The sequence below is a fragment of the Mycobacterium basiliense genome, from assembly GCF_900292015.1.
GTDB lineage: Bacteria > Actinomycetota > Actinomycetes > Mycobacteriales > Mycobacteriaceae > Mycobacterium > Mycobacterium basiliense.
In genome coordinates this window covers 3,647,590-3,662,631 of the sequence record NZ_LR130759.1, presented here as the reverse complement: position 1 = coordinate 3,662,631, position 15,042 = coordinate 3,647,590, and the positions used below count along the sequence as shown (strand labels likewise).

11 protein-coding genes and 1 pseudogene are annotated in these 15,042 nt (G+C 62.9%); 7 read left to right on the top strand and 5 right to left on the bottom strand.

What is annotated here, in order from left to right; translation table 11 throughout:
* The first annotated feature begins 30 nt into the window (after window positions 1-30).
* From MB901379_RS24730 to MB901379_RS24725, 3 genes are all read left to right on the top strand, one after another.
* Window positions 31-639 (top strand): hypothetical protein, encoded by a 609-nt coding sequence (locus MB901379_RS24730; protein ID WP_232021874.1) that lies wholly within the window; start codon window positions 31-33, stop codon window positions 637-639.
* Window positions 590-1,219 carry a recombinase family protein gene (locus MB901379_RS15405; RefSeq protein WP_232021873.1) on the top strand — a complete coding sequence of 210 codons (630 nt, stop codon included), beginning with the start codon at window positions 590-592 and terminating at the stop codon, window positions 1,217-1,219. Before MB901379_RS24730 ends, MB901379_RS15405 begins: the two co-directional genes overlap by 50 nt.
* A gap of 295 nt (window positions 1,220-1,514) precedes the next feature.
* The gene (locus MB901379_RS24725) at window positions 1,515-2,219 is read left to right on the top strand and encodes a tyrosine-type recombinase/integrase (RefSeq protein ID WP_232021872.1); all 705 of its coding nucleotides are present in this window, start codon (window positions 1,515-1,517) and stop codon (window positions 2,217-2,219) included.
* A gap of 399 nt (window positions 2,220-2,618) precedes the next feature.
* Here MB901379_RS24725 and MB901379_RS15395 read toward each other — a convergent pair whose 3' ends face one another.
* The 3 genes from MB901379_RS15395 to MB901379_RS15385 form a co-directional block, all read right to left on the bottom strand.
* Complete coding sequence (locus MB901379_RS15395; RefSeq protein ID WP_158017445.1) at window positions 2,619-3,425, bottom strand: hypothetical protein; 807 nt, start codon at window positions 3,423-3,425, stop codon at window positions 2,619-2,621.
* Window positions 3,426-3,559: 134 nt separating this feature from the next.
* Window positions 3,560-4,012, bottom strand: a complete 453-nt coding sequence (locus MB901379_RS15390) for a Swt1 family HEPN domain-containing protein (protein ID WP_158017444.1) — start codon at window positions 4,010-4,012, stop codon at window positions 3,560-3,562.
* A 122-nt stretch (window positions 4,013-4,134) separates the two neighbouring features.
* Window positions 4,135-4,755, bottom strand: a complete 621-nt coding sequence (locus MB901379_RS15385) for a DUF5343 domain-containing protein (RefSeq protein WP_158017443.1) — start codon at window positions 4,753-4,755, stop codon at window positions 4,135-4,137.
* A 975-nt stretch (window positions 4,756-5,730) separates the two neighbouring features.
* On the opposite strand from MB901379_RS15385, the pseudogene MB901379_RS15375 reads away from it, so the two are divergent.
* The 3 genes and pseudogenes from MB901379_RS15375 (at window position 5,731) to MB901379_RS23910 (ending at window position 8,163) form a co-directional block, all read left to right on the top strand.
* Window positions 5,731-6,908 (top strand): annotated as a pseudogene (locus MB901379_RS15375) (IS3 family transposase).
* A 301-nt stretch (window positions 6,909-7,209) separates the two neighbouring features.
* The gene (locus tag MB901379_RS15370; protein ID WP_158017442.1) at window positions 7,210-7,479 is read left to right on the top strand and encodes a hypothetical protein; all 270 of its coding nucleotides are present in this window, start codon (window positions 7,210-7,212) and stop codon (window positions 7,477-7,479) included.
* A gap of 474 nt (window positions 7,480-7,953) precedes the next feature.
* On the top strand, window positions 7,954-8,163 hold the full coding sequence (locus MB901379_RS23910; protein WP_162334291.1) for a hypothetical protein: 210 nt from the start codon (window positions 7,954-7,956) through the stop codon (window positions 8,161-8,163).
* Between the two features lie 222 nt (window positions 8,164-8,385).
* On the opposite strand, the gene MB901379_RS15355 is transcribed toward MB901379_RS23910, so the two are convergent.
* Together MB901379_RS15355 and MB901379_RS15350 are read right to left on the bottom strand one after the other, a co-directional pair.
* On the bottom strand, window positions 8,386-11,169 hold the full coding sequence (locus MB901379_RS15355) for a PE family protein (protein ID WP_158017440.1): 2,784 nt from the start codon (window positions 11,167-11,169) through the stop codon (window positions 8,386-8,388).
* Between the two features lie 534 nt (window positions 11,170-11,703).
* Window positions 11,704-12,675 (bottom strand): DUF732 domain-containing protein, encoded by a 972-nt coding sequence (locus MB901379_RS15350; RefSeq protein WP_158017439.1) that lies wholly within the window; start codon window positions 12,673-12,675, stop codon window positions 11,704-11,706.
* Window positions 12,676-13,487: 812 nt separating this feature from the next.
* On the opposite strand from MB901379_RS15350, the gene MB901379_RS15345 reads away from it, so the two are divergent.
* Window positions 13,488-15,023 carry a phospholipase C gene (locus MB901379_RS15345; RefSeq protein ID WP_158019210.1) on the top strand — a complete coding sequence of 512 codons (1,536 nt, stop codon included), beginning with the start codon at window positions 13,488-13,490 and terminating at the stop codon, window positions 15,021-15,023.
* The last annotated feature ends 19 nt before the right edge of the window (window positions 15,024-15,042 follow it).

Sequence of the window (15,042 nt, the reverse complement as noted above, 5' to 3'; positions counted from 1 at the left end):
AAACGATCGATGACTCGGAAGGAATGCTGAATGACCTGCCCGTATGTAGAGGAAACCTGGGAGCGTATCGAACAGGCGAATAATGCGGTCGACCGTTTCCCGGACTGGACTATAGCGGAGCGCGACCAGATGGAAGCGCTGGCCGACGATCTGAACAAGCAGTTGCTTGAGACAGAACCTTCGCGTGATGAATTATTGAGGGGCATAGGCAAGTCCGAGGCACCGCACTGGCAGCATATTTTCGAAGTGGATCAAAGAGCCAAAGCGCTTGGATGGAAACGAATTTCTAACACTAGCTGCCCCCGCCCGCTGGTAGGCAAGCGCTGCAAGGGAACCCTCTGTTGGTGCGGGGGTATGCGCAGTGGCGAACACGGGCCGTTTGGGGAGTTGAACGATCACGGTGCAACCTGGTTTGACGTGCGACGCAATCGCCAATTCGTGCTTTGGGAGCCCTACGGTGCACGCGCAGAGTATCTCGCTGAACTGATCAATGTCGCGGAGCAGGAAGGCTTGCAAGTACTACACTCCAAACGCGGGAATTGCAGGCACCCAATCGTCAAGCGGGCCAACCTCGCAAGAATGCGGGGTATTGAAAGCCATTGGCTATTTACGCGTATCCGCCAATCGGCAGGCGGATAGCGGGTACGGGCTTGAAGCTCAGAAACAGCAGCTCGAATCATTCTGTGCCGGAAACGAGTACAATCTGGTCACGGTGTTTCTTGATGTCATGAGCGGCAAGAAGACACACAAGCTGTACGGTCGCGCGGCTGCCGTAGCCGCCATCAGGGCGGGCCTAGCAAACGTGTTGTTAGTCAACGCGTTAGACCGCGCTAGTCGGAGTACCTTAGACGGGCTGCAGCTTGTCAAGGATGCGCAAGACGAGGGTTGGCGGGTTCTGAGCCTTGACGGCGTTGACAGTGCCAAGCTCGAAAAGCTCTGGCTTACCGTACGTATGGGGTTCGCCGAGGAAGAACGCGACAAGATCAGTCTGCGTACAAAGCAGGGGTTGGTGAGAGCGCGGCAACGAGGGAAGCAACTTGGCAAGCCGTCAACAATCGACCGACAAGTTGTTGACCGTATTGTGGCGCTTCGCGGTCAGGGTCTTGGAACTAAGGCGATTGCTAAGGCGTTGACAGAAGCCAAAATTCCAGCACCGCGCAGTGACATCTGGAATTTCAGCACGGTGCGTGGTGTTCTCGAGCGTGAGGGTGTGGCGTAGTGGCGTACATCCGCAAGCGCCCGACTGGCAACGTCGACAAGTTCGGTAACCCGATTCTGAGCTATCAGGTTGTGTGGCGTGAGCCTGTCCGCGACCAGTTCGGATCCCCTGCGGCAAGTTCAAGCAAACCTCCGAGACCTTTTCGACCGAGAAGAAGGCCAAGGCACATCTGCGCCAGGTATAAAACCAGCTCGACAGTAGCCGTCATGTTGACCCGTCGTCCGCCAAGGCAAAGGCCAACACACCGCTGGGAACCTATGCACGGCAATATCTGGACAGCTTGGCAGGGACGATAGTGCCAACCACCATCCAGGGCTACGAGAAGATCTACCGCGCCCACATTGCGGCGGTGTTAGGGTCTCGGCCGGTAGCCGCCATCACCACCGCCGAAGTGGCAAGGTTTCGCGCCGATCTGTTGGCGCCACATCCTTGCCGCAGTTTCGTCACGCGGGGCAAGCCCAACCCCCAGCGCCAAGCTGCCATCCGCTCTGGTGGAAAATCCGCAATGGATCAGCGGTCGCCGGCAACGGTGAAGCACATTGTCGGCACGCTCAAGCGGATTCTTGATACAGCCGTGGACGATCAGGCCATCCCGTCCAATCCGGTTGTGGCGGGCCGTCGTCGTACAACCAAGCCTGGCAGCAGAGCGGGGCAGCCGTTCAGGCATCGCCCCCTGACGTCCAGCCAGGTTGCCGCCCTGGCGGCCTACATCAGCAACGTCAAAGGCAATCCCATTTACGCCCTGGTAACGGTGTTCGCGGCCTACACGGGTGTGCGGGCTGCCGAGCTTCAGGGTTTGCAGGTGCAGGACGTCATGTTGTCCGACATGCCGGGCGCGGCTGGCGCTGTGCGTATCAGCCGTACGGCCGCTCGTCGACGGGTAGAACCGGGATCAGCCGACCCAGTGGGTGTACGGTACACCGAAATCCGACGCGTCTACCAACCGGGTAGTGCCTGTAGCGCCGTTGTTGGCCGACGATCTGCGCGAGTACTTGACTAATGTGCATCCCTTCTCGGCAATCAGCACACACGGATACACCTACAGATCGAACGCGCCGCTTTTTCCTGGACGGCGTGCCGGTGACCATTTCTATTGGGCCAAGCCCGTTGTGGTGGACAACCTGTACCACAACTACTTTCAGCCCGCTTGCCAGGCCTTTGGTCTGGGTAGGGTCCGCTGGTACGATCTACGATATACCTTCGCCACCCTGGCCTTGAGCGCGGGGGAGCACTCCATGCAGGTGAGCAAGTGGCTGGGGCCACAGCAGCTCCGTACTGACCCTGAGCACCTACGCTGACTGCATCCGCGAGGACGAAGCGGCAGCGCCCAATCTTGCTCGGCCGGTGGCAAAGGCAGCGAAGAAGGTAGTGCCGCTGCAACGTCGGCACGCGTGAAAGCTTAATCCGCCTCGTTGTCAGATATGTCTTCGATCTCAAGCGGCCACTGGGTCAACCTAAGGATAGCGGCGATTGCCTTTTCGTTAACGATCTCAGCGATTTGTTGAAGGCTAAGAACGGCTTGACCGTCCTGCACCCGGCGGAGCAACACGCGGTTGACCTCAGCTTTGCACTCTGCGTCAGTTCGGATCTGCTGTGCCCGCGCCTGTGCTTCTTCGGCCTCCGCGTCAAGCTTTCCGGCCTCAGCCCGTGTCTTCTCCGCTTGAGCTCTAATCTTGTCTCGTTTGGGGCCTACGTACGAAACGAAGCTGAGCAACGCATAGAGTGATCCTCCGGTAGCCCCGCTGACTGCAAGCTGACCCCAAGTGAAGCCGGTGAGAACAATTTCGAGCGGGTTGCTGTAGGTGATTCGCTCGACTGTCGGCACTAATGACCCGGCATCCGCTAGAGCGTTAAGGAAATACGCAGCCTGGGCCTCGGCCGGAGGCCATAGGCTCGGCGGCCCGAAGGTAGGGCTCGACGGGAATAGGCGTTCGAGGATGCCCTGTATGCGACCCGAACGTCGATAAAGTTTGTCGTCTGGATAGTCGCCGAACGATCGGTATCTCTGCGATTGTAGGTACTCAATCAGTTCGATTCGGGCAGCTTCATCCAGTGGTAGCAAACGCGTTGCGCGGTTCAGTTCTGATTGCCTGTCTAGGGCAACGGCGGTGTTGCTAACCGTGCTGGTGCTCTGGATGAGTTCGGCCACCAGGTCCAGTGGAACGGCAGGACCAACGTCAATGCGAATAGCGACTCGCTGCACCATTGTCAAAATCTAGCAGCAAGCAAGGGGGATGCTCCTCTTCGGCAAGTCCTTGACTCGGGTAGTGGCGATTGAGTAGACCCGCGACTCCGGCGGCGCCAATGTAGTGATAGTGCCCATTGCTACCCGGTACCCAATCATCCAACCTGCTTAAGCCAATCTCGTAGATACAACGTGATGCGGTCTCGCTCGTGCTTCTCCAGGGTGTTATTGTGCGCCACGATGTTCCGCGATTTCTCAAGCTCGGTGAACCGGGCACCGATCCAGTTTTGATCCGGGAATAGGTCCTCGAAATCCGGCCAGTTGTTCTTGATCAAGAGTGCTAGATCGCCAAAGTCTGTGTAATAAATCTCGGCGGCGCCACGCCGCATATGCCAGCGATCTTTGTCTTCCTGCTGCTGGCGTTTGGCAACCTTTTCCCGTAGTGGGTTTGATGCACACTTATTCCACCAATCCGACCCATGCGCCTCAGAGAGGCGATCTGAGATTAGCTCTCGCGCGGCGTTTTCGAAGCAGTGGAGAGCCAAGTAGGCCTCAAGCGCGGCCATTGCATTGGCTCGGATCGCCGAGGAAAAATCTTCCAGCGGCATCACTCTTTGAAGAGCGCTCGGGTCCGTCGCCGCACGGACCGCGTAACCCCCCTGCTCTAGCTCGTTCAAGGCTGTCTCGGCCGAGATACCCCGGAAAAGCCAGTCGCGGAGCGTTGTGTGCATCAGAGGAGTTCGGACTTCAGGGCGTGGAATATGGCCCGATGCACAGCCGGATCGGATACAGGCGGAAGATGCACGTGGATGTCGTGGTGAAGGCGGAGTTGACCGCTCAGGTGGGTCTCGCCCGTGTCCCCTTGGTCGTGCTTCTGAACGACATCGCCTGTACCCAAGTCTTCAGTCTGCCTTGGTGTCTCGGCTTGTGGTTCCTCGGTCCAATCCGCAATCGAACATAGCTTTTGGAAGGTGTTGGCAATCCTTGCCGATATAGATTCGTTCGTTCCGGTGATCGGGGCTACGCGGCGGATGATGTCTGAGACTGGCAGCTTATAAATATCGCGATTGCTGAGGAACAGTTCAGACCAGCCTTGGCGGAGGCCCGCCGCTAGCGCGCGACTACCGTTGTGCCCCTTGTAGTCGTTGTACCGTTCGGTGGGTACGCTGTTCGCATCGATAAAGCCGAGCTGACGCAAGATCTTGATCATCGCTCGGTCGTTCGATGATGAGAAGCCCAGCGTTTTCAAGAATTCAGCCGTGAACTTTGGTGGAGTCCCAGAAGTATGGATTTCTTTGAAGATGGCTGGTATTCGGTTCGGTGCCAACGTGTACGGCAAATCTGTGGCCATCGCATGTGTCCTCTTTACCTTGGGGCGCGCAGAAACCTCCCCAACTGCTAGACCAGGCTACGCGAACGGTTGTTCGACTCAAGCCGACACGCCGTCGGCCTAGTGGGCATGAACCTCGTTCATGCAACTTTCTCCACAGTAGCCACAGCAAGCGCAATTGCAACAGTGACGCGCTGAGTGAATCCCTGAGCCGGTACCGGAGCTGCCCGCTGTTGGCGTTGCATATGCTGGCGTCCCGCACGCGAAACACCGTCTGTACGGAATTCGGTCGACCATGCAGCGGCCGTCCCAACACTCTTCGTCCATGGTTGTGATGCTCTCCACGGTGCACGGACAACATAGCGGCTCTTGGTGACCAGCAATCTCCTTGGTGCACGCCTGTGTCAGCACCGCGTCAGCGAAATTTTGCGTGTCGCCCTACCTTGCGGCATTCGCTGTGCGGACGAGAAGACGGGCACCGTTTGAAGTGGAAGGGGTCAAAGACTAGCGGATTAGCGGCAAGATTGGATCGCCTCGCGATCCAACTTGATTTGCTAGTGCGGGGGACCGAGGTTCTCATAATCCGTTGGTCGCGGGTTCGAGCCCCGCCCGCCCCACGTGAGAGTAGATAGTTAGCATACCTAATCTCAGAAATCCGACCTTTTTCGTACTTCATGGCACGGTCCAACGGCGTAGCGACCTCGGTGTGCACGCACCCGCGAGACATGTATCGATCCTGCGTCATCGACACTTTGGATGAGCGGCCGCGGCGGTTCCGTGCCGTTTCGTTCGGCTCATACTGCACGAGCTGCGTCAGCGACTGAGCCAGGATTGAGCAAGTCGTTCTCGATTAGGAGGACAAGGTCGAGTAGGTCGCGGACGCGGAGTTCTCGCGGTCTCCGAAATCGCGGGTCATGGCGTGGAACTTGGGGCTGATGAACGGATTTGTGACATCTGAGATCGCTTGACGAGGAGTCAGGCTGGAAGGATGTCGTTGTGCCTAAGCCCTACCCTGAGGAGTTTCGCCGTGACGTGGTGCGGGTGGCGCGCGAGCGTGGCCCTGGGGTGTCGGTGGAGCAGGTAGCCCGGGACTTCGGGATCCATCAGACCACGCTCAACGCGTAGCTTCGCGCGGCCGACGCCGATGAAGGCCCGAAGTCGATCGCGGCACCGGATGTGCTGCGCGAGAATCGGGATTTGAAACGGCGCAACCGGCTGTTAGAGCAAGAGAACGAGGTCCTGCGCAAGGCGGCCGCCTATCTGGCGCGAGGATCGCTACCGGGAAAAGGCTCTACCCGCTCGTGAAGGAGCTGGCCGCAGCCGGTGCCTCGATCCGGGTGCCGGTGGCGGTCTCGTGTCGGGTCTTGAAGCTTCACCGCCAGCATTATTACGCCTGGCTGTCGTGTCCGGTCGCCGACGCCGAGTGTGACGAGGCGTATTTGGCGAATGCGATTTTTGACGCCCACCGCGGGGATCCCGAGTTCGGTTACCGGCTGTTGTTCGATCAGGTCCGCGCCGCCGGCCACGACGTCAGTGAGCGCACGGTGTGGAAGATATGCTCGATCAACCAATGGTGGTGTGCGTTGGGCAAGAAACGACGCGGCCGCAAGGGCCTACCTGGCGCCCCGGCGCACGAGGATCTGGTGCGCCGCAACTTCACCGCGCCGGGACCAAATCGGTTGTGGCTGGCTGATATCACCGAACACCCGACCGCCGAGGGAAAGATCTACATCTGTGCGGTCAAGGACGTGTGGTCCAACCGGATCGTCGGATACTCCATCGCCGAGCGGATGACCTCACAATTGGCCGTCGATGCGCTCGAATCCGCCCTAGCCCGCCGCGGCGGCACAGTCGCCGGTTGCACGCTCCACACCGACAGGGGCGGTCAATTTCGTTCCCGCAAACTCCAACAGTCGCTATGGCGCCACCAGATGCTCGGCTCCATGGGACAGGTCGGCTCCGCCGGGGACAACGCCGCCATGGAAAGCTTCTTCTCCCTGCTGCAACCGCAACGTCCTCGACCGCCAACGCTGGCCCACCCGCGACGACCTTCGCATCGCGATCGTCACCTGGATCGAACGCACCTACCACCGCCGTCGACGACAAGCTGGGGCCGATTGACCCCCATCGAATTCGAAGCCATCATGACCCAGACGGCCAACCAGGCCGCCTAACCAACTGTCACAGAATCCTTCAGCAGGCCCGAGGACCACCTGAAGGAGTCGAAACACCCCCGTTTCCGCCGCCCAAGCACGTTAGCGGACTAACGGAACATGCAGAGGAGCAAGTCAACAGCCGAGACGGTCCTGGGGTCAATGACAGAGCAATCGAGAATGCTGTCGAGAATCCGATCGGCCCGCCCAAGTTCAAGCCGGACCAGTACGGCGGGACCTATGTATATGTTGGTCGAGTCGCAACTGTGGTCTTGAATCGAGACGGCCAAGTGGTTACAGCCTGGGCGAACAGCTGTGTTGGATGGAGAAATCCGTGAGCAATGTTCTAGACGCCATTTCGCCGCAATCCCGCGTTGTGATCGTGGAAGAACTAGAGCGTCGTAACCCTGCCCTTCTTGCCGAGCTTCGTGGCTCACAGAAGCCGACCAACGACCAGAGCGACGCGGTTGTGGATCTACTCATTGATGCGATGAGCGCGAACTTCGGTCCGGGCCATATCCCGAATGATCGCGGAAAAGCGATTGATAGCGCAATCGGCCATTACCTTCTGGCCTGGCCAATAGATCGATGATGAGAACAACCGATCCCGGAAGCGTGGGGGGCGGTGGCTGGCCAGGTAGGGGTCCCGCCGACGCACACGGTCGATAGCCGTGTGACCGGCGGCCAGCGGGTTCTGGACTCATCTTCGGGGAACCCGCCACGCGGTTCCAGCAATACGACGGCATCGCTGTGGGTTCCGCTTGTCGAATGCACGCTGAGCCGGACGCAGCAGATGACGTCCGAAGCGGCAATACCAGCGTCTACGAGCAGATCACCGGCCCGCATTAGGCACGTCGTCTTCGGGGAACTCGACGACGCGGCAGTCGCTGCCGGTCCAGGCGGTGACCGACCGTGCGAGGTCGGTTACCTGTTGCTCCCACACGTCCGGAGCCCCATCGTGTTCGAGGTGTGAGGCACGCACTCGCAGGCGCCAGCGTAAATCGGGTCGCAGGACGAGTCTGGTTGTTCTGGGATGGGCGCCAGGTAAGGGCCGAAGGACCGCGCAATGGACCCTTTGCCGGGATCGGCGTTTGCTGCCGGACCAACAGTGGCTGCCATGAAGAATGCAACGATGGAGAATGCGATTGTCGGCACCGTCAATCACTCCATGGTGGCAAAGCGCGCCAGCTATTGCCGCCTTCTGTCGATTTACGGGCAACACAATTTCCTGGAATTGGGCCACTCACTCAATTTGCGTCGGTTGACGCCGGCATAGACCAGATATGCTCGCGGGCAACCGTTTCGGTGCTCATGGGGCGCAGGGCGCTGTACATATCGCCGGTACAGCCGCACCTGGGGCAGACGGCACACCCAAATGCGCGGCGTCAACCTACTGCCATTGCGGCAGGCGTTGTCGAGGGCAGTGACCCGTTTGCGAAGCTTCTCTGAGTTGTCCGACGATCCGCCCAGATAGAGAGGCTGGCCCGACGCCCGACGACTACGCGCCTATCGCCTTTGCGAACTGTTGGGGTGCATAGTTCAGCAGCCCGGGCACGATGCCACCGATGGGTGTGCCACCGATGGGCACGTCATACGACAGCCCTGCGATCACCACCGTCGCGGTATAGGCGTGGGGGGGCACCAGAATCCCATTGACCGGGAAATTGATCACCGCCGAATCCACCACTGGTACCGACAGCGGCACGGTTATGGTGCCTTGCCCGTTGAGAAAGCCGTTGGCAACCACGGCGGGAGCGTCCACGAGGGCGCCGATCGCCGCCGGCCAGTTGCCGGCCTGCACGGCGTTGACCACCGCTGTCACGCTGGTGCCCAAGGCGTTTGCGCTGGTCACCGCTGAACCTGCCGCATCAAGGGTCAACGCCACCGGCAGCCCAAGAGTGGCGTTGATGGTGGGCGGGATGTAGCTCGCGAACTCCACCGAGACGGTCGTGTCCGTGGGCGTCTTGATCACGTTGGCGAAGTTGAATGCGCTGTCTCCGGGGATGCTCAGGATGGGCAGCAGGTCTCCCACGGGACCGAGCACCTTGATATTCGCCAAATCACTGGTGTCCACACCGGTAACGACCAGTTTTGACAGGCCTTCCGCAATGTCGCTCACCGCGCCCCCGACATCGCCGGCCACCAGGGCTTGAAAGGCGGATTGGAAGGCAGGAGGCAAGCCGGCCAGCCCGAGAGCGAAGTCTCTGGTGGCATTTCCGAGCGCCGTGAAGACCAGCTGGCCGTAGCCGAACTGGTTGATGAGTATCTGACCCAGGAAAGGTGCCGGGTTGGCGGCCCAGGTAGCGCCAATGCTTTGTAGATTGGCGACCGTATTTGTGAAGAGGTCTTGGTACGCGCCGCCGGCCGCGGCCGCACTGCCGCTCAGATTGGCTGGCAACAGCGCGGACACGCTGGCCGCGGCGGCGGCGCCGGGTTGGCCGCCGGGGCTGCCGCCGATGCCGCCCGCTCCGTCGGCCCCAGGGGTGGCGCCGGCCCCGCCGGTGCCACCTACCCCACCTTGGCCGCCGAAATTGATAAGGCCGGTGGCGTTGCCGCCGTTACCACCGGTGCCGCCGTCTGCTCCGGTTGTCGCGCCGGTTCCGGTCGCGGCGCCACCGGTGCCGCCGGTGCCACCGGCGCCACCGAGACCGATGATGCTGCTGGCGTTTCCGCCGTTGCCGCCAAGCCCGGCGGCCCCACCGGTCCCGCCGTTGGCGGTGGTGGTGCCGCCGGCACCGCCGGTGCCACCGGCGCCGCCGGTGCCGAAGACGCCGGCGGCGTCTCCGCCGCCACCGCCGTTCCCACCGGCCGCGCCCTGGCCGCCGCCTCCGCCGGCACCACCCGCTCCGCCGGCCCCACCGGTACCGATAAACCCGTTGTAGCCGCCGTTGCCGCCCACACCGCCGGCGCCACTGGCACCGGAGCCGGTAGCTGTCCCGCCTGCTCCGCCTGCTCCGCCGGTACCTCCGGTTCCGAGGAAGCTGCTGCCCCCGGTACCGCCCACACCACCGGAACCGCCGGTGCCGCTACTGGTGGTTCCTCCGCCGGCTCCACCGTTGCCGCCGGCGCCGCCCTTGCCGAAGAACAACCCGTCGGTGCCGCCGTTGCCGCCGTCGCCGCCGTGGCCACCGTAAGACAAACTGCTGCCAGTCCCGCCAGCGCCACCGACCCCGCCGGCTCCACCGTTGCCGAAGAGGCTGGCGTTGCCGCCCACGCCGCCGTTACCACCGTTACCGGCGTTGTAGAACAGCGAACTGTAATCCGCACCCAGGCCTCCGGCCCCGCCAGCACCGCCGTCGCCGTAGAGCAGCCCGCCGTTGCCGCCGTTGCCGCCATCGCCCCCGGCGAAGCCACTATCCGCCGGCGGTGCCGTGCCTTGGCCGCCGGCACCGCCCGAGCCCCACAGCCCGACGCTGCCGCCGTCCCCGGCGGCGTAGGACCCGTGGCCCCCAACGCCAAAGGCCCCTCCGCCGGCCCCGCCGGTGCCGCCGGTGCCGATCAAGGTATTCCCGCCGTTGCCGCCGACGCCGCCCGCACCGGCGCCGCCGCTACCGCCGTTGCCGAACACCGCATTGCCGCCGTTGGCGCCGGCCCCCAGTCCGCTTCCACCGGTGCCGCCGTTACCGAACAGCAGCGCGTTGCCGCCGACCCCCGCGGCGCCGTAACTCGTTGTCCCACTGCCGCCGGCGCCACCGGTGCCGCCGTTGCCGTATAGCACCCCGCCGTTGCCGCCGGCCCCACCGGCCCCACCGGCACCGAGAAGGTAACCGCCGCCGGCCCCACCGTTTCCGCCGTTGCCGATCAACCCGGCGCTCCCGCCGTTGCCGCCGGCCAGCCCGCCGTCCGTTTGGCTATACCCGTTGCCACCGTTGCCATACAGCAGCCCGCCGTCCCCGCCGTTCGGGTTCGCCGCCGTCCCATCGATACCGTTGCCGATCAGCGGGCGCCCCAGCAGCGCCTGGGCGGGAGCATTGACCGCACCCAGCAGGGTTTGGGCGGCGTTGGCGGCCTCGGCGGCGGCATAGGAGCCGGCGGCCGTGCTCAAGGCTTCGACAAACTCGGCGTGAAACGCCGTCGCTTGCGCGCTGAGGGCCTGATAGGCCTGACCGTGCGCGCCGAACACCGCTGCGATGGCCGCTGAGACCTCGTCGGCGGCCGCGGCCAGCACCGACGTCGTCGGAACGGCCGCCGTCGCGTTGGCCACGCCGATAGCCGAACCGATATTCGCCAAATCCGACGCTGCCGCCGCCACAATCTCCGGCGCCGCAATCACATACGACATCTAATGCCACCTGCTCCTTCATCATTGAATTGTCCGCAGCACCAGAATGTATCGCGACGGCCCGGCATTTTCGGCGTTACCGCCGATACTTTCTTGCCCGCGCCGCGATGCGGCCCATGCTTCGTGGTCGCAGTAGGTTATCGGACGGGCCCGCCGCCGAGCCGTTGGGTTGACGTTCGACGTGTCGGCTATCCAGGGTGTGGCATCGTCCTCGTTCGGTGAGCGATCCGGCCGTCCGCTGTCGGTACGGACGTCGTGGCCGGTGGCGGTCGATCGCGCTGGCCATATCTCTGGAGGCGTTGTGGCCCAATGCTTCTCGCAGAGCTGATCCAGCAGCGCCGCCGGTCGAAGGCCTCGTTCAGCGCGGATGGGCAATGCCGCATTGACCCGTGCTCGGGGTTGAGCAGCTTCCGACGGCTAGGGGGATCCTGGAATCGGCCCGCGGCGACAATCATTGCAGCACGGCAAATGCCGTCCGGGTAAAAGCGCTCAGCGGCAGCCCTTCTCGACGGTCGGCGAGGCTTGCCAAAGCTCCTACGGTGCGATCCGGATAACGCCTGGCGGCATGGGGGCGGGCGGCGGTGTGGGCTCTGCCGGGCCGCTGCCACCACCCCCACCGCTGCTACCAGCACTGCCGCCAGCACCGCCGGCGGCACCGCCAGGCTGCGGACCGACAGCGGGAGGCTCCGGTTCCATCTGCTGCGGTGGGGGCGGCGCCTGCGGCGGCAGCTCCGGCGGCGCAGGGGGCAGCTGCTGAGGTGAAGGCGGCTGCTGGCGTGGCGGCGGGGGCTTCGGCGCCTGTGGTGGTATGAGGATGTTTGCCGGTGGCGGCGGCGGCCCCGTGAACTGGGGTGGCTTGGGCGCGATGGTCTCTCCGGCGGGAACGGTTTGGATCGGCGGGGCGACAACAGTGCCATGTGCGGTGCAGCCCGGCCGCTGTCCCCAATCGTAGATTCCGACGAAGACGCCGACGGTGGGTGTGGGCTGCTGCCATGCGGTCGGTGTGTTGGTCATGTCCGGCGCAAACAGGCCCGCCGGCACATCGCTTCCCGAAGTAGCTGCGGTCTGCGGGGAGGCCGCGATTCGGGCTCGGGGTTCGGTTGGTTCCGGCGCGGGGGCGCCTCGGAAGGAAATTAACTTGTTCTGGTTTGCAGGGCAGTAGGCCTGTACGGCCGCGGCGACGAAGCGGGTGAAGGTGCGGGTGAGGCGGTCGCGAGGGAATCGGTTCAGGTTCGAGTCGCTGTTGACGGCAAAGTTCGTCATCGACTCGACTACTCGATCCGCCGGTACGCCGCCGTCGAGTTTGCGACAAACCTCGTGGGCTGTGGCAATGAGGCTTGGTGCGTTCTCCAGGGCGGGGATGCCGTGTTGATCAAGTGCGGCCAGAAACTGGTCGTCCTGGTTCGGGTCGGCCGCTGCTGAGCTGCCGCGCAGGATCGCGGCGCCGATGAGTATCACGGTGGCGGTAATGACGGCGCCCGCGCGTGTAGCGGTGCCGGTGAGCATGGCAGTGGTTTCCGTTCTGTTGGGCCGTTGACTCTCGGATTTGCGTGATGATCGAACTCAGTGTGGCTGTCTGCATAGACTCCTCCGGCTAACATCGTCGTAACATTGCTGTAACATTCGGGAAGGCCCGTGTCAATGGCGATCGGGAAGTTTCGGTTATTTGCCAGGCAATGTTCAGCCGCCACCGTCGGCATCCGTCACCGGGACACCGAACGCCCTGGCGCACTCGGTGTCGGGGCCCGTGTGGGTCGCACCTGACGTCGTCCGAGCAGGAATTTGCTCCGCTGCTGCCACCGGGTGGTCGCCCGGCCAAGCCTGGCACGCCGTGGCGTTTACAAACCGGCCGCGGCGGCGCGTTAGTCGACATCGTGGCGGTCTGCGCTGATTCCACTTGGTTGAGTGACCCGGCTAGCGCCCGCCGGCCCTCGACTCACCGTCCGGCATCCACACCGTTTCGGTGGACGCACCCGTGGATGCTGGGCTGTTTGGCAGCAGGTGTCCGGTGCGCTGCAGGGGTCTGGTGGGCGCGGTCAGGTACACGACTCCGAACCGCGCCGAGCCCGGCTCCGCTGTGGCGACACAACGCGCGGACATCGGCCGGCGGCCGACGCGCGACCACCTATGAGGGGTTTGCCAGCGACTCCGAAAGGCAGCCCGTTGTGAACCCCGGCGCGCTGCCGTTGGCGAACAACGCGAAAATTGGCAGACGACACACCGCCTCCGTTTGGAGGCCAATCACCACCGCAAATATACCGTGAACCGCAGTGTCCGCAGGAAGGTTCAAGGTGGTGGGCAAACACCCAGTCGACGGGATGTCGCGGCGAGAGTTCATGGCCAAAATGGCGGCCGCGAGCAGCGCCGGCGCGTTGATGTCTTTGGCGGGACCGGTAATCGAGAAGGCCTACGGTGCCGGGCCCTGCTCCGGCCATCTCACCGACATCGAGCATTTCGTCTTCATGCTCCAGGAGAACCGGTCATTCGATCACTACTTCGGCACGCTGTCGGGCGTCAATGGATTCAACACGGCCTCACCGGCGTTCCAACAAAAGGGTTGGAACCCTCAGACACAGTCGATTGACCCCGCCGGCACTACGATCCCGTTCCGTTTCGATACCACCAGGGGCCCGTTGCTCAACGGCGCGTGCGTCAACGACCCTGGCCACCAATGGATCGACATGCACCGGGCGTTCAACAACGGTGCCAACGACAATTGGTTGGGCGCGCAGGCTCAAGCGCAAACGCTGCCGGGCAACGTCCCAGTGACGATGGGTTATTACACCCGCCAAGATCAACCGATCCATTATCTGCTGGCGGATACCTTCACTATCTGCGATGGCTACCACTGTTCGTTGATCGGTGGTACCTCGCCCAACCGGCTGTACTGGATGAGCGCCTGGATCGATCCCAACGGCGAGCAGGGGGGTCCGCTGCTGGTAGACCCCAACATCCAACCGCAAGGTCGGTTCAGTTGGCGCACCATGCCAGACAATCTCAGCGACGCCGGCATTAGCTGGAAGGTGTACCAGAACAAGCTTCTTGGGGCGCTCAACAACACCGTCATCGGCTACGACGGCATGCTCAACGACTTCGTACAGGCCCGGGATCCGCGCTCGAACATCGCCCGCTACGGCATCGCCCCGACCTATCCTTTGGACTTCATCGCCGACGTCGCGTCCAACAGGCTGCCCCAGGTTTCCTGGGTGCTGCCCGGGTTCCAGGTGTCCGAGCACCCCGGCGTACCGGTCGCGCCGGCCGTCGGGGGCACAGCGATCGTGAACATCCTCCGTATCTTGCTGTCCAATCCCCAGGTGTGGGAAAAGACCGCGCTGATCGTCAGCTTTGACGAAAACGGGGGGTTCTTCGATCACGTCACACCGACCACCGCGCCCCCGGGAACTCCCGGCGAATGGATTACGGTGCCCGACATCGACGCGGTCACCGGTTCCGGCGGCATCCGTGGGCCGATCGGTCTGGGCTATCGCGTGCCCTGTCTGGTCATCTCGCCCTATAGCCGTGGCCCGATGATGGTGCATGACACCTTCGATCACACCTCGCAGCTGCGGTTGCTCGAGCAACGGTTCGGTGTGCCGGTGCCGAACCTGACCACCTGGCGAAGAAGTGTCACCGGCGATATGACGTCGACATTCAATTTCGCCGTCCCGCCTAACCCGTCGGCGCCTTACTTGGACCACCCCGCATTTAAGGCGGTGCCGCAACAGGTCCAATGCGTTCCCGACACGGTAGCGACTTTTGCGAAGGTAACTCCTCCCTATCGGGTGCCTTTCCCGCAGGTAATGCCCAGTCAGGAAACCTCACCCGCCCGTGGGATTCCCAGCGGTCCCTGCTAAGGCGAAAGCCGCCGGCCGC

What these genes read in the sequence shown, in the direction of transcription:
- MB901379_RS24730 (WP_232021874.1), top strand. Translation starts at nt 31, where the DNA reads ATGACCTGCCCGTATGTAGAGGAAACCTGGGAGCGTATCGAACAGGCG.
- MB901379_RS15395 (WP_158017445.1), bottom strand. Translation starts at nt 3,425, where the DNA reads ATGGTGCAGCGAGTCGCTATTCGCATTGACGTTGGTCCTGCCGTTCCA.
- MB901379_RS15390 (WP_158017444.1), bottom strand. Translation starts at nt 4,012, where the DNA reads ATGCCGCTGGAAGATTTTTCCTCGGCGATCCGAGCCAATGCAATGGCC.
- MB901379_RS15385 (WP_158017443.1), bottom strand. Translation starts at nt 4,755, where the DNA reads ATGGCCACAGATTTGCCGTACACGTTGGCACCGAACCGAATACCAGCC.
- MB901379_RS15370 (WP_158017442.1), top strand. Translation starts at nt 7,210, where the DNA reads ATGGAGAAATCCGTGAGCAATGTTCTAGACGCCATTTCGCCGCAATCC.
- MB901379_RS23910 (WP_162334291.1), top strand. Translation starts at nt 7,954, where the DNA reads ATGGACCCTTTGCCGGGATCGGCGTTTGCTGCCGGACCAACAGTGGCT.
- MB901379_RS15355 (WP_158017440.1), bottom strand. Translation starts at nt 11,169, where the DNA reads ATGTCGTATGTGATTGCGGCGCCGGAGATTGTGGCGGCGGCAGCGTCG.
- MB901379_RS15350 (WP_158017439.1), bottom strand. Translation starts at nt 12,675, where the DNA reads ATGCTCACCGGCACCGCTACACGCGCGGGCGCCGTCATTACCGCCACC.
- MB901379_RS15345 (WP_158019210.1), top strand. Translation starts at nt 13,488, where the DNA reads ATGTCGCGGCGAGAGTTCATGGCCAAAATGGCGGCCGCGAGCAGCGCC.